This window comes from Microbacterium sp. zg-Y818, assembly GCF_030246905.1.
In the GTDB taxonomy this organism is placed as follows: domain Bacteria; phylum Actinomycetota; class Actinomycetes; order Actinomycetales; family Microbacteriaceae; genus Microbacterium.
In genome coordinates this window covers 405165-419092 of sequence record NZ_CP126741.1, presented here as the reverse complement: position 1 = coordinate 419092, position 13928 = coordinate 405165, and the positions used below count along the sequence as shown (strand labels likewise).

At 67.1% G+C, this 13928-nt stretch carries 15 protein-coding genes and 1 rRNA gene; 2 read left to right on the top strand and 14 right to left on the bottom strand.

Annotation, left to right across the window (positions count from 1 at the left end; all coding sequences use genetic code 11):
- Window positions 1–297 precede the first annotated feature (297 nt).
- From QNO21_RS01855 to QNO21_RS01840, 4 genes are all read right to left on the bottom strand, one after another.
- Window positions 298–1822, bottom strand: a 16S ribosomal RNA gene (locus tag QNO21_RS01855).
- A gap of 508 nt (window positions 1823–2330) precedes the next feature.
- On the bottom strand, window positions 2331–3179 hold the full coding sequence (locus tag QNO21_RS01850; RefSeq protein ID WP_257519943.1) for a DUF4184 family protein: 849 nt from the start codon (window positions 3177–3179) through the stop codon (window positions 2331–2333).
- 27 nt (window positions 3180–3206) lie between these two features.
- Window positions 3207–4520, bottom strand: coding sequence for a tyrosine--tRNA ligase (tyrS, locus tag QNO21_RS01845; RefSeq protein WP_257519942.1), 1314 nt, complete (start codon window positions 4518–4520; stop codon window positions 3207–3209).
- Between the two features lie 54 nt (window positions 4521–4574).
- Window positions 4575–4925: a VOC family protein gene (locus tag QNO21_RS01840; RefSeq protein WP_257516817.1), complete on the bottom strand. Its 351-nt coding sequence runs from the start codon at window positions 4923–4925 to the stop codon at window positions 4575–4577.
- A gap of 83 nt (window positions 4926–5008) precedes the next feature.
- On the opposite strand from QNO21_RS01840, the gene QNO21_RS01835 reads away from it, so the two are divergent.
- The gene (locus QNO21_RS01835) at window positions 5009–5605 is read left to right on the top strand and encodes a hypothetical protein (RefSeq protein ID WP_257519941.1); all 597 of its coding nucleotides are present in this window, start codon (window positions 5009–5011) and stop codon (window positions 5603–5605) included.
- A 252-nt stretch (window positions 5606–5857) separates the two neighbouring features.
- Here the strand turns inward: QNO21_RS01835 and rplQ are convergent, their stop codons facing one another.
- The 6 genes from rplQ to infA form a co-directional block, all read right to left on the bottom strand.
- Window positions 5858–6406, bottom strand: a complete 549-nt coding sequence (gene rplQ / locus QNO21_RS01830; RefSeq protein WP_257519940.1) for a 50S ribosomal protein L17 — start codon at window positions 6404–6406, stop codon at window positions 5858–5860.
- Between the two features lie 77 nt (window positions 6407–6483).
- A complete protein-coding gene (locus tag QNO21_RS01825) occupies window positions 6484–7473 on the bottom strand; it encodes a DNA-directed RNA polymerase subunit alpha (RefSeq protein ID WP_257517043.1) in 990 nt (329 codons plus the stop codon).
- Window positions 7474–7636: 163 nt separating this feature from the next.
- Window positions 7637–8035: a 30S ribosomal protein S11 gene (gene rpsK / locus QNO21_RS01820; RefSeq protein WP_023954078.1), complete on the bottom strand. Its 399-nt coding sequence runs from the start codon at window positions 8033–8035 to the stop codon at window positions 7637–7639.
- A 41-nt stretch (window positions 8036–8076) separates the two neighbouring features.
- Window positions 8077–8451, bottom strand: coding sequence for a 30S ribosomal protein S13 (gene rpsM / locus QNO21_RS01815; RefSeq protein WP_257517044.1), 375 nt, complete (start codon window positions 8449–8451; stop codon window positions 8077–8079).
- A 149-nt stretch (window positions 8452–8600) separates the two neighbouring features.
- Window positions 8601–8717 carry a 50S ribosomal protein L36 gene (gene rpmJ, locus QNO21_RS01810; protein ID WP_005050492.1) on the bottom strand — a complete coding sequence of 39 codons (117 nt, stop codon included), beginning with the start codon at window positions 8715–8717 and terminating at the stop codon, window positions 8601–8603.
- A 66-nt stretch (window positions 8718–8783) separates the two neighbouring features.
- On the bottom strand, window positions 8784–9005 hold the full coding sequence (infA, locus tag QNO21_RS01805; RefSeq protein ID WP_017201569.1) for a translation initiation factor IF-1: 222 nt from the start codon (window positions 9003–9005) through the stop codon (window positions 8784–8786).
- Between the two features lie 356 nt (window positions 9006–9361).
- Between infA and QNO21_RS01800 the strand changes: the two genes are divergently transcribed.
- A complete protein-coding gene (locus QNO21_RS01800) occupies window positions 9362–10360 on the top strand; it encodes a hypothetical protein (RefSeq protein ID WP_257519939.1) in 999 nt (332 codons plus the stop codon).
- A gap of 79 nt (window positions 10361–10439) precedes the next feature.
- Here the strand turns inward: QNO21_RS01800 and QNO21_RS01795 are convergent, their stop codons facing one another.
- From QNO21_RS01795 to secY, 4 genes are read right to left on the bottom strand one after another with little or no spacing between them, the layout of a single operon-like run.
- Complete coding sequence (locus tag QNO21_RS01795) at window positions 10440–11117, bottom strand: DsbA family protein (RefSeq protein WP_257516486.1); 678 nt, start codon at window positions 11115–11117, stop codon at window positions 10440–10442.
- Window positions 11118–11126: 9 nt separating this feature from the next.
- Complete coding sequence (gene map / locus QNO21_RS01790) at window positions 11127–11957, bottom strand: type I methionyl aminopeptidase (RefSeq protein WP_257516487.1); 831 nt, start codon at window positions 11955–11957, stop codon at window positions 11127–11129.
- A gap of 5 nt (window positions 11958–11962) precedes the next feature.
- Window positions 11963–12553 carry an adenylate kinase gene (locus QNO21_RS01785; protein WP_257516488.1) on the bottom strand — a complete coding sequence of 197 codons (591 nt, stop codon included), beginning with the start codon at window positions 12551–12553 and terminating at the stop codon, window positions 11963–11965.
- A complete protein-coding gene (gene secY, locus QNO21_RS01780) occupies window positions 12550–13875 on the bottom strand; it encodes a preprotein translocase subunit SecY (protein ID WP_257519938.1) in 1326 nt (441 codons plus the stop codon). Before secY ends, QNO21_RS01785 begins: the two co-directional genes overlap by 4 nt.
- Window positions 13876–13928: the final 53 nt, after the last annotated feature.

The following is a 13928-nucleotide window of genomic DNA, read 5'->3' as shown; positions in this document are numbered from 1 at the left end:
TTCTCAAAGTACGGGCGGTACCCACCCCCGCCTGCCGGCAAGCCGACAAACAAAAGCAGGTCCAGAGTTACCGTCAGGCACCCAACCAGTAAAGGTCAGTGCGCATCCGGTCCCTCAGGACCCAACAGCGTGCATGTGCCGGCAGCAACCACCAGACCGTTCCAGCCGCAAGCGGCGTACTAAATCCGAAGGCAACCCTCCGACACCAAGTCAAATGTTCCACCCATGAGCTACCGGCGAGAACGTATGTCTCGATCCGGCGCCTGGACACCCCAAAGGGTGCCAGATGCTCCTTAGAAAGGAGGTGATCCAGCCGCACCTTCCGGTACGGCTACCTTGTTACGACTTAGTCCTAATTACCGATCCCACCTTCGACGGCTCCCTCCACAAGGGTTGGGCCACCGGCTTCAGGTGTTACCGACTTTCATGACTTGACGGGCGGTGTGTACAAGACCCGGGAACGTATTCACCGCAGCGTTGCTGATCTGCGATTACTAGCGACTCCGACTTCATGAGGTCGAGTTGCAGACCTCAATCCGAACTGGGACCGGCTTTTTGGGATTCGCTCCACCTTACGGTATTGCAGCCCTTTGTACCGGCCATTGTAGCATGCGTGAAGCCCAAGACATAAGGGGCATGATGATTTGACGTCATCCCCACCTTCCTCCGAGTTGACCCCGGCAGTATCCCATGAGTTCCCACCATTACGTGCTGGCAACATAGAACGAGGGTTGCGCTCGTTGCGGGACTTAACCCAACATCTCACGACACGAGCTGACGACAACCATGCACCACCTGTTTACGAGTGTCCAAAGAGTTGACCATTTCTGGCCCGTTCTCGTATATGTCAAGCCTTGGTAAGGTTCTTCGCGTTGCATCGAATTAATCCGCATGCTCCGCCGCTTGTGCGGGTCCCCGTCAATTCCTTTGAGTTTTAGCCTTGCGGCCGTACTCCCCAGGCGGGGAACTTAATGCGTTAGCTGCGTCACGGAATCCGTGGAATGGACCCCACAACTAGTTCCCAACGTTTACGGGGTGGACTACCAGGGTATCTAAGCCTGTTTGCTCCCCACCCTTTCGCTCCTCAGCGTCAGTTACGGCCCAGAGATCTGCCTTCGCCATCGGTGTTCCTCCTGATATCTGCGCATTCCACCGCTACACCAGGAATTCCAATCTCCCCTACCGCACTCTAGTCTGCCCGTACCCACTGCAGGCCCGAGGTTGAGCCTCGGGATTTCACAGCAGACGCGACAAACCGCCTACGAGCTCTTTACGCCCAATAATTCCGGATAACGCTTGCGCCCTACGTATTACCGCGGCTGCTGGCACGTAGTTAGCCGGCGCTTTTTCTGCAGGTACCGTCACTTTCGCTTCTTCCCTGCTAAAAGAGGTTTACAACCCGAAGGCCGTCGTCCCTCACGCGGCGTTGCTGCATCAGGCTTTCGCCCATTGTGCAATATTCCCCACTGCTGCCTCCCGTAGGAGTCTGGGCCGTGTCTCAGTCCCAGTGTGGCCGGTCACCCTCTCAGGCCGGCTACCCGTCGACGCCTTGGTGAGCCATTACCTCACCAACAAGCTGATAGGCCGCGAGCCCATCCCAGACCGAAAAATCTTTCCAGCTGCTGACCATGCGGTCGCAGCTCATATCCAGTATTAGACGCCGTTTCCAGCGCTTATCCCAGAGTCCGGGGCAGGTTGCTCACGTGTTACTCACCCGTTCGCCACTGATCCCCAAGAGCAAGCTCCTGGTTCACCGTTCGACTTGCATGTGTTAAGCACGCCGCCAGCGTTCATCCTGAGCCAGGATCAAACTCTCCGTAAAAGAAATGTGCCGACACAACCGGAATAAGGTCGTGTACAGCGAGTTTGAACTGACCAAATGGATGTCATTACTGACTTATCCGTTGCCGACCCCCCAAAGGGAATCGGACTTTGATCCAAAGGAATCTCACCCGGTAAAAACCGGGACGAGGTTATTTGGCATTTGACAAGTGCACGCTGTTGAGTTCTCAAGGATCGGATGCTCCTCCGGTCAGGCCTGTTGAGCCGTACCCGAAGGGCGTGTGATCGTTTGTTGTGTGGTTCGCAGTGCCAGATCGGCGCTTCGCCGGCTTTCGCCGAGCAGTGGTCCCTGACCTGGTTCCTTCGAACCGGAGTCCCATACTAGCACAGCCTCTGCGAGGTGAACCAGTGTGGGGGATGTTGACTGCATGAGAGGAGCGGGGCCTTCCGGCCTCTTCGCTTTCCCCTTTGGGGCCAACAGAGAAAACAATACGTGGGATCCGGGGGTCGGGCAAATCGGGCCTGTCTCCCGGGCGTGTCGCCCGTAATCACGCGGATGTCGGCGGGGTCGACGCGCCGCCGGCGACCCCCGCAACCCGTGCGCGGCGTGCGCGCGCGACCTGCACGCCCACGGCGACGGCGATCGTCACCGCCCCCCACACTCCGCATGCCGGCGGCAGCATGCGATAGGCCAGATGCTCCACACCGAAACCGGGGGTGAGCGGACCGTAGACGGCGAGCCCGATCCCCCACGCCGCGACCAGCGTCGTCGGCAGCGAGAGCCACCATGTCCACCGCACCCAGGCGGGGGCGACAGCGGGACCGATGGGGACGACCGAGCGACGACGCAGCCACAGCGTCGCGCAGACGGCGAGCACGATCATGCCCACCACGCTCGAGCCGTGCTGCAGCCACTTGTAGCCCACGAGGGGGCCCCACCTCTCGTCGAGCACCGGGAAGAGCACGACGCCCCAGCGGTCTGCATGGGTCAGCTCGTCCCACGCGATGTGGCTGAGCACGCCCAGCAGAAGTGAGAGGGCCAGGATCACGGGCGTCGCCCAGCGCCTGGGCCCCTCCCCCGACAGACCGAGCGTGCTCCGCGCAGCGGGGCCGAAGGGCGTGTCCCACTCCTGCGGCAACCGCACCGCCAGCCACCGCGGCGACAGTTCGCGTACCGCCGGACGCAGCACGCAGCGCCACACCAGAAGCAGCAGCAGCGCCACCGCCACCGTCACGAGCAATCCCACTCGGGAGTGCGTCACTGCATAGGTCAGCGGCGTCCCCCGCACGAACAGCGGCAGGTCAGGCGTCATCGCCCCGACGGCGATGGCCGCCGGAACGAGCGGCGTGCGCAGGAACGGCAACGCGACGAGGGCATGGCTCGGAGTGAACGGCATCCCTCGACCAGCCCGTCGCCGTCGCGGTCAGTCCGCAGTCGGTGAGACGAAGAGCCCCGCGAGCGTCTTCTTGCCGCGCCGCAGTACCGACACCCCGCCGGGCAGACCGCCGGTCACCGGCGCCGAGTCGTCTTCGACACGGATGCCGTCGAGGGTCACCCCGCCCTGCGCGACCGCCCGGCGCGCTTCGGACAGGCTCGTGGTGAGCCCGGTGTCGACGAGCGCCTGCGCGACCGTCGTTTGGGCCGTGACCTGGGCGTTCGGCAGCTCCTCAAGGGCGGAGCGCAGGGTTGCGGCATCCAGCGCCGTCAGGTCGCCCTTGCCGAACAGCGCCTCGGATGCCGCGACGACCGCCGCGGTCGCCTCCGGCCCGTGCACCAGGGTCGTCACCTCGAGCGCGAGCCGCTTCTGCGCAGCCCGGCGGAACGGCTCCTCGGCCACGAGTCGCTCGTACTCGGCGATCTGGTCGCGGGTGAGGAACGTGAAGATCTTGAGGCGCGTCACCACGTCGGCGTCTTCGGTGTTCAGCCAGAACTGGTACATCCGGTACGGACTGCACATCTCGGGGTCGAGCCAGATGGCGTTGCCCTCGCTCTTGCCGAACTTGGTGCCGTCGCTGTTGGTGATCAGCGGCGTGCCGATCGCGTGCACCGAGACGCCCTCGACGCGGTGGATGAGATCCGTGCCGCTCGTGAGGTTGCCCCACTGGTCGCTGCCGCCGGTCTGCAGCACGCAGCCGTACTGGCGGTAGAGCTCGAGGTAGTCCATGCCCTGCAGGATCTGGTAGCTGAACTCCGTGTAGCTGATGCCGGCATCCGAGTTCAGCCGCGCCGCGACCGCGTCCTTCTTGAGCATCGTGCCGACGCGGTAGTGCTTGCCGACCTCGCGGAGGAAGTCGATGGCGCTCAGCGGCGCCGTCCAGTCGAGGTTGTTGACGATGCGCGCGGCGTTGTCGCCTTCGAAGCTCAGGAACCGCTCGACCTGGCCGCGCAGGCGCGTCACCCACTCGGCGACGACCTCGGGGGTGTTCAGGGTGCGCTCCGCCGAGGGCCGCGGGTCTCCGATCAGCCCCGTGGAGCCGCCGACGAGTCCGAGCGGGCGGTGCCCGGCCAGCTGGATGCGGCGCAGCAGCAGCAGCTGCACGAGGTTGCCCAGGTGCAGGCTCGGAGCGGTCGGGTCGAATCCGCAGTAGTACGTGATCGGGTCGCCGCCGAGGAGCTCGCGCAGCGCCTGCTGATCGGTGGACACGTGCACGAGGCCGCGCCAGACCAGCTCGTCCCACACGTTCTCGAACGAGGGGTCGATGGCGGGTTCTGCGACGGTCAAGGCTTCGGTGGACACGCGCTTCAGGCTACCAGCGCCGGGGCGGCGGGCCGGGCCGGTCAGCGGGGCCGGTCAGGCCGCCGACACTTCGTCGTACAGGCCGATCAGGTTTCCCTCGCTGTCGCGGATGTACGCCCACCGCGACGTCTCGTCGAGCGGTTGGATCGCCCCCAGCAGCTCGCCGCCGCGGGCCACCGCGAGAGCCACGGTGTCCTCGATGCGGTCGACGGTGAAGACCACGGTCGGATGCGGGGCGGTGCCGCGCTGATGCAGGTCGCCGTTGACGCCCTCGCCTTCGGGCTGTCGCAGCACGCCCATGTCGTCGCCCCACGGTTCGTACTCGAACCCGAGCACCTCCCGGTAGAACGCCTGCGCGCGGCCGATGTCGTCTGCGGGGATCTCGAAATGCTCCATTTTCGCCATGGTCAGAGAATGGCCACACCGACACGTCGGGGCAAGAGGCGATTCTCGCGGGCGTGCGGGAGGTGCGTGCGAGACTGTGCGCCATGCCGGTCCTGTTCCCCGAAACGCTCCTCGCCGCGTTCGTGTCGATCTTCCTGTTCGTCGCGCTCGGCGCGGCCCTGGCCCTGGTGGTCGTGAACCTCCGCCGGCCGAAGAACACGACCCTGGCGATCGCCGCCGGCATCGTCGTGCTGTGCCTGCTGGTCGTCACGGTCATCCCGTGGAACATACCGGGGCTCTTCGGGCTCGTCGTCGCGCTGCCGGCGGTCGTGCTGGCCGTGCTCGGCGGCGACCCGGCCGTGCGGCGGGTGCTCGCGATAGCCACGCACGGCACCGTGCGGGAAGGCATCGCCGGCGGCATCCTCGTCTCGGCACGACCGGATGCCGGGGATGACCCGGGCGCGATGCAGGAGATCCTGCGGGGCGGCACCACGATCGGCTACCTCGAGCGGCTGGGGGTCGTGCTCGGCATCATCGCCGGCTTCCCCGAGGCGATCGCGGTCGTCGTCGCCCTCAAGGGCATCGGCCGATTCTCGGAGCTGGCGACGCCCGCCGCGCGCGAGCGCTTCATCGTCGGCACCCTCGCCAGCCTGCTGTGGGCCTGCGTCGTCGGCGCGATCGTGCGCCTCGCGATCTGGTGACGCCGGGCGCCGCGGGGGCCGTGCTGCTCGTGGCGGGTGACATCGCCGGTTTCTCACCGGCGCGTGTGCGCTAACTCCTCGAGAACCGCACCCGAACGGCCGAACCGGGCCCGTCCGGCGGCGCGCGGCCCCGGTTTGAGGAGTTGCGACGCGCCGCCGGCCACAACCGCCCCGCACACGCCGCGAGGCCCGCTCCTGGCGAACCAGGGGCGGGCCTCGACGTGCACGGCCGGCGCGAACCGGCCTACGCGATCACTCCGACTTCGCGGGCTCCTCGACAGCGTCCTCGGCGGCGGCCTCAGCGGCAGCGCCTTCCTCGGGCGACTCGGCGCCGGCCTCGGCAGCGGTCTCGTCAGCCTCGGCGGGAGCCTCGGCCTCGGCGGCCGGAGCAGCAGCCGGAGCAGCAGCAGCGGACTTCTTCGCCGACTTCGGCTTCGGGTTCACGGGCTCGAGCACCAGTTCGATGACGGCCATGGGGGCGTTGTCGCCCTTGCGGTTGCCGATCTTCGTGATGCGGGTGTAGCCACCCTCGCGCTCGGCGACCTGAGGCGCGATCTCGGTGAAGAGCGTGTGCACGACGGTCTTGTCACCGATGACCGAGAGCACCCGGCGACGGGCGTGCAGGTCGCCGCGCTTGGCGAACGTGATGAGGCGCTCGGCCAGCGGACGCAGGCGCTTGGCCTTGGTCACCGTGGTCGTGATCGAGCCGTGGGTGTACAGCGCTGCGGCGAGGTTCGCAAGAAGCAGACGCTCGTGGGCGGGGCCGCCTCCGAGGCGGGGACCCTTGGTGGGCTTGGGCATGTCAGTTACTCCAGTAGGAAAGAAGAAGGGTTCGGATGCCGCGCCCCGGCGTCACGCTGAGCCGCGGCATCCGCTAATCAGATGTTCTCGTCGTCGTATCCGCCGTAGAAGTGCGCGCCGTCGAACCCGGGGACCGAGTCCTTCAGCGACAGGCCGAGCGAGACGAGCTTGTCGCGCACCTCGTCGACCGACTTCTGACCGAAGTTGCGGATGTTCATCAGCTGCGTCTCCGACAGCGCGACGAGCTCCGAAACCGTGTTGATGCCTTCACGCTTCAGGCAGTTGTACGAGCGCACCGAGAGGTCGAGGTCCTCGATGGGCATCGACAGCTCGTTCGAGAGCACGGTCTCGACCGGCGCGGGGCCGATCTCGATGCCCTCGGCCTCGACGTTCAGCTCGCGGGCGAGGCCGAACAGCTCGGTCAGGGTGCGACCGGCCGAGGCGACGGCGTCGCGCGGCGACATCGAGGCCTTCGTCTCGACGTCGAGCACCAGCTTGTCGAAGTCGGTGCGCTCACCGGCACGCGTGGCGTCGACGCGGTAGCTGACCTTGAGCACCGGCGAGTAGATCGAGTCGATCGGGACGACCCCGGCCTCGGCGTACTCGTTGCGGTTCTGCGTGGCCGAGACGTAGCCGCGGCCACGCTCGATCGTCAGCTCCAGCTCGAACTTGGCGGTGTCGTTGAGGGTCGCGATGACCAGCTCGGGGTTGTGCACCTCGACACCGGCCGGAGCGGAGATGTCCGCCGCGGTGACCTCGCCGGCACCCGTCTTGCGCAGGTACGCGGTGATGGGCTCATCGCGCTCGCTCGAGACGACCAGCTGCTTGATGTTGAGGATGATCTCGGTGACATCCTCCCGGACACCGGGGATCGTGCTGAACTCGTGCAGCACGCCGTCGATACGGATGCTGGTGACGGCCGCGCCGGGAATCGACGACAGCAGGCTGCGGCGCAGCGCGTTGCCGATCGTGTATCCGAACCCGGGCTCCAGCGGCTCGATGATGAACCGGCTGCGGAACTCGCCGATCTTCTCCTCGGTCAAAGTGGGACGCTGTGCGATGAGCACGATGTGTTCCTTTCAATCACGTGACCGCTATATGACACGTGTGTGTGGTGAGGTGTTGAGTTGTCGTCGGATGCCGCGCGTCGCGGCATCCGGGAAGCGTGCGTGCCACGGGGTCGGAGCGGGACCGCGCACCTGCGGGTCCCGCTCCGGAGTCGGTCGTGGATCAGACGCGACGGCGCTTCGGCGGACGGCAGCCGTTGTGCGCCTGCGGGGTGACGTCCTGGATGGACCCCACCTCGAGGCCGGCGGCCGTCAGCGAGCGGATCGCGGTCTCGCGGCCCGAACCCGGACCCTTCACGAAGACGTCGACCTTCTTGACGCCGTGCTCCTGAGCCTGGCGCGCAGCCGACTCCGCCGCCATGCCTGCGGCATAGGGGGTCGACTTGCGCGAGCCCTTGAAGCCCACGCCACCGGACGAGGCCCAGCTGATGACAGCGCCGGACGGGTCCGTGATCGAGACGATGGTGTTGTTGAACGTCGACTTGATGTGGGCGTGACCCAGCGCGATGTTCTTCTTCTCCTTGCGACGCGGCTTGCGCGCGGCGCTCTTGGCCTGTGCCATGTTTCTGCGTTCTCCCTAAATCCTGGGGCGCCGGCGGAGGCCTAGCGCGCCTTCTTCTTGCCGGCGACCGTGCGCTTGGGACCCTTGCGGGTACGAGCGTTGGTCTTGGTGCGCTGGCCGCGCACCGGCAGGCCGCGGCGGTGGCGCAGGCCCTCGTAGGATCCGATCTCCACCTTGCGGCGGATGTCGGCGGCCACCTCGCGGCGAAGGTCACCCTCCACCTTGTAGTTGCCCTCGATGTAGTCGCGGAGCGTGACGAGCTGGTCGTCAGTGAGGTCCTTGACGCGGATGTCTCCGCTGATGTCGGTCGCCTCGAGGATCTCGAGCGAACGGGTACGGCCAACGCCGTAGATGTAGGTCAGGGCGATGACCACGCGCTTATCGCGCGGGATGTCGACGCCGGCAAGACGTGCCATGCGGCTCTCCTAGGAGTGAGTGGAGGTGTGGAGCAGGATCGGTGCCCGGGCCTCCGCCCCGAGGTGTCCCCTCTTGCGAGGTTCTGATCCTGCCGTGTGTGTTGTTCAGTTGTACGTCTGTGGGGTGGGATGCCGTGGCATCCCCCGCGTCAACCCTGGCGCTGCTTGTGGCGCGGGTTGGACTTGCAGATGACCATGACGCGACCGTGGCGGCGGATGACCTTGCAGTGGTCGCAGATGGGCTTGACGGAGGGGTTGACCTTCATGATTTTCCTGTTCGCTGTCTTCGCCGGGCAGGGCAGCATGCCCCGGGGCGTTACTTCTCGACCGGTCTAGCGGTAGCGGTAGACGATGCGACCGCGCGTGAGGTCGTACGGGCTGAGCTCGACGACAACGCGGTCCTCGGGGATGATGCGGATGTAGTTCTGTCGCATCTTGCCCGAGATCGTTGCGAGCACCTTGTGTCCGTTGCTCAGCTCCACGCGGAACATCGCGTTCGGGAGAGCCTCGGAGATCACACCCTCGATCTCGATGACACCGTCTTTCTTCGCCATACGCTCGCTTACAGTAGTGCGGACCGGTCGGTCTGCGGTGGATGGGGATTCGGTACGGCGACACGCCAAAGCGGGCGCAACGCACCAAACGTCAAGCATACGTGGTACTGCCGCATGCGGCAACTCGGGCGTGTCGCTCCCGCGCGCGTGACGGGCGCAGCGCCCGCCAGAAACCACTCCTCGGATGGGAAACCACGCATTGCGGCGTTTCCCATCCAGATCGTGGTTTCGCACGGGTGGATGCCACCGGCCACGCCCCGCGAACGGCCCCTCCCCAATCCGCGAAGCCGCCAGACTGTCCCCGGTTGGGGGCCCGCATCACCACGAGGACGCCTGGACCACCGAGGCTGGGCGGTATGCCACCCCTGAGCGCGCCGCTCTCGCCCCTCTCGTTCGTGGTGCAGGCGCACGCGCTCGAGGCGGGGCTGCGCGTTCGCGACGGGGCTGCTCACGTCCGCGTGCGGCCGGGGGTGTACGCGATCCGCGAGGAGTGGGATCGGCTCCGGTCGTGGGAGCGCTATGCCGCCCGCGTGCACGCGTTCCACCTTCGGCATCCGGACGCCGTTCTGGCGTTCGAGTCCGCGGCGGTCGCGCTGGGCCTGCCGATCTTCGGCGAGCCACGCGACATTCATGTGTACGACCCGGATCGCGCCAGTTCGCGCCGATTCGGCGACGTGTGCGTGCACACGAGTGGCGAACAGAAGGCGCTGGTCGCGCGCGGCGGAGTGCTGCTCACATCGCTCGCCACCACCGCGGTGGACCTCATGCGCGTGCTGCCCCCGGCGTTCGGTCTCGCCGTCGCGGATGCCGCAGTCTCCCCCAGCCGCACCGATGCGGCATCCATCGAGCTCCTGCGCGAGGTCGCCCGCGCGCAGCCGCGGGGCCGCGGGAGCGCCCGGTTCGCGCTGCTCCTGCCGATGATCGATCCGCGCGCGGAGTCGGCGGGCGAGACCGTCAGCCGCGCCACCGCGATCTGGCTCGGATACGCGGAGCCCGAGACCCAGGTCGAGTTCATCGCGGAGGGCGTGCGCGACCGCGCGGACTTCTTCTGGCGCCGGGCGAGCGTCATCGGGGAGTCCGACGGCTACGGCAAGTACACCGGCACCGATGTCGTGGCGCGTGTGGTCGACGAGAAGCGCCGCGAAGACCGCCTGCGCCGGCAGGTGCGGGCGTTCACCCGGTGGGATTGGGCCGCCGCGATGCGGGTGACACCGCTCGACGAGAGACTGCATCGCGCCGGCATTGCCCACCTCCGCGCCCCGCAGCGGGCGCTGCTGTCCACGCTGCGGCACCATCCGCGGTCGCTTCCCGCAACGAGAAACCACTTCTCGGACGGGAAACCACGCAGTGCGTGATGCCTCATCCGAGAAGTGGTTTCTCGGCCGCAGCGGTCTCGCGGGTCCGGGGCCGCGGGCGCGGCAGCGAAAGCGCGGCTCAGCCCAGGCGGTCGGTGATGTCGGCGGCGACGTCGCCGGTGATCGTGACGTACTCGCCGTTGACCAGCAGGCTCGGCGTGCCGGCCTGGCCCTGGTCGTTGGCGGGAAGGTTCTGCACCTGCGACTCTGCGAACTTCGCGTGCGTCTGATCGGCGATGCACTCCCCGGCATCGGGGGCACCGGCATCCTCGGCCAGCTGCGTGAGCTTCTCGTTGGTGAGCCCCTCGCCGGTCGGGTGCAGCGCGAACACCGAGGTCATGAAGTCATACGCGGCCTCGCCGCCGGCCTCTTCGGCCACGCAGTACATCGCGCTGGCCGAGCGGGCCGAGAACTCCGTGCCGGATGCCGCGTTCAGGCTCGGCAGCGCCACCGGCTGCAGCCGCAGCGTGATGTCGCCGGAGTCGACGAGCTCCGAAATGGTGGGACCGTACAGGTCCTCGAAGTCCTGGCAGTGGGGGCAGTAGAAGTCGGCCCAGACCTCGACCTCGTCGGGACCGTCGCCCACGATGATCGCGCCGGTCTCGGAGTCGACCGCAGAGGACTCGGGCGCCGTGCCTGGCGACGTGGCGGCGCTGTTCATCCACCACACCAGACCGCCGACGCCGACGAGCACGACGACGACCGCCACACTCACCCAGATCGCGAACCAGTTGGTCTTGTTCCCTGCCGCTGCCACGAGCTGCCCCTATCCGATCTCGCGCGGGACAACGCCGAACGGCGCCAGACCCGCGGCTCCTCCATCGGGCGCAGTGAGCACCCAGATGCCTCCATGATGCACGGCGACGCTATGTTCCCAGTGTGAGCCGGCTGAGCCGTCGACGGTCGAGACGGTCCAGTCGTCGTCCTCGACGAAGGTCTCCTCGCTGCCGGCGACCACCATCGGCTCGATCGCGAGACACAGTCCCGGCTTGACCTCGGCGCCGCGGTCGGCGACGCGGTAGTTGAACACCGACGGCGCCTCGTGCATCTTGCGGCCGATGCCGTGGCCGACGTAATCGCGCAGGATGCCGTAGTCCTCGCCGGACTGCTCGATGTAGCCCTGCACCGCATCGCCGATCTCGCCGATGTGCTTCGCGTGCGCCAGCGCGGCGATGCCCGCCCACAGCGACCCGCGAGTGACCTCGGACAGACGCTCGCGCTCGGCCACCAGTTGCGGCCGCGACGGATCGGGCACGACGACGGTGATCGCCGAGTCGCCGTTCCAGCCCTGATACTGTGCGCCCGCGTCGATCGAGACGATGTCGCCGGGCTCGAGCACGCGGTCGCTCGGGATGCCGTGCACCACCTGCTCGTTCACCGACGTGCAGACGGTGTGGCGGTAGCCGCGCACCAGCTGGAAGTTCGACTCGGCTCCGCGCGCGCGGATGACGGCGCTTGCGGCGGCATCCAGCTCGAGCGTCGTCACACCGGGGGCGACCAGCTCGCGGACGGCCTCGAGGGCCGCGGCGGTGATGCGGCCGGGTTCGACCATGGCCCGCAGCTGTGCGGGGGTCTTGTAGATGGAGCGGCGCAGCACGTCGGTCAGGCGCCGACGAGATCGCGCGCGGCCAGCGCCACGCGGATCCGCTCGGTGATCTCGTCCAGCGTGCCCACGCCGTCGATCGTGTCGACGATGCCGCGCTCGCGGTACACGTCGAGGATGGGCGCGGTCTCGCGCTCGTAGATCGACAGGCGGTGGGCGATGACGTCTTCGGTGTCGTCGGTGCGGCCCTGCTCGGCAGCGCGCAGCGTGAGCCGCGAGATGCTCTCTTCGCGGGGGACGGAGAGCTCGATGACGCCGGTGAGCTCCTCGTCGCGGCCCGACAGGAACGCGTCGAGGTCTGCCACCTGGCCGAGGTTGCGGGGGTATCCGTCGAGCAGGAACCCGCCCGCGGCGTCGTCCTGCGCGAGCCGGTCGCGCACGATGGCGCTGGTCAGCTCGTCGGGCACGAGGTTGCCGGCCTCGATGATGGCCTGCACCTGCTTGCCGAGCTCGGTGCCCGCCTTGACGTTCGCGCGGAACACGTCGCCGGTGGAGATGACGGGGATGCCCAGCGACTGGGCGATGCGCACGCCCTGCGTGCCCTTGCCCGAGCCCTGCGGTCCGACGATGAGAAGACGGGGCGTGGTCATCGGAGAAGCCCTTCGTAGTGGCGCTGCTGCAGCTGGGCGTCGATCTGCTTGACCGTCTCGAGACCCACACCGACGATGATCAGGATCGACGCGCCGCCGAACGGGAAGTTCTGGTTGGCGCCGACCGTGGCGAGGGCGATAAGCGGGATGAGGGCGATGAGGCCCAGGTAGATCGAGCCCGGCAGCGTGATGCGGGTGAGCACGTAGTCGAGGTACTCGGCGGTGGGACGCCCGGCACGGATGCCGGGGATGAACCCGCCGTACTTCTTCATGTTGTCGGCGACGTCGACCGGGTTGAACGTGATGGCGACGTAGAAGTACGTGAAGCCGACGATGAGCAGGAAGTACACCGCCATGTACAGCGGGTGGTCGCCGGTGGTGAAGTACTGCTGGATCCACGCCACCCAGCCGGGCACGTTGCCCTCGGCATCGGGCGTCTGGTTGAACTGCGCGATGAGGGAGGGGATGTACAGCAGCGACGAGGCGAAGATGACGGGCACGACGCCGGCCATGTTGACCTTGATCGGGATGTAGGTGTTGGTGCCGCCGTAGGTGCGGCGTCCCACCATGCGCTTGGCGTACTGCACCGGGATGCGCCTCTGCGACTGCTCGACGAAGACGACGAGGGCGACGGTCAGGATGCCGACGGCCAGCACCAGCAGGAAGATCTCGAAGCCGCGGGCCTGCCAGATCGACCACATGGCCGAGGGGAACGTGGCGGCGATCGAGGTGAAGATGAGCAGCGACATGCCGTTGCCGACGCCGCGCTCGGTGACGAGCTCGGCGAACCACATGATGAGGCCGGTGCCGGCGGTCATCGTGATGATCATCAGCAGCTGCGCCCACCACGCGTCGTTGGTGAGCACCTGCTCGCACTCCGCGATGCCGGTGATGCCGAACAGCTGACCGCTGCGGGCGACCGTGATGAGCGTGGTCGACTGCAGCAGCGCGAGGGCGATCGTCAGATAGCGGGTGTACTGCGTCAGCTTGCTCTGGCCGGCCTGGCCCTCTTTGTAGAGCGTCTCGAAGTGCGGGATCACCACGCGCAGAAGCTGCACGATGATCGTGGCCGTGATGTACGGCATCACGCCCAGCGCGAAGATCGACAGCTGCAGCAGCGCGCCTCCGGAGAAGAGGTTCACAAGCGAGAGCAGGCCCTCGGTGCCGCCTGACTGCGCGAGGCAGGACTGCACGTTCGGGAAGTCCACGAACGGCGTCGGCACGTGGGCACCGAGGCGATACACGGCGATGATCCCGAGCGTGAAGCCGATCTTCCGCCTCAGGTCGGGTGTGCGGAAGACCCGCGCGATGGCGCTGAACAAGTCGGATTCCTCCAGTGAGATCGGCGGCGGCTGCGAGGCACGCCGTCAACCAG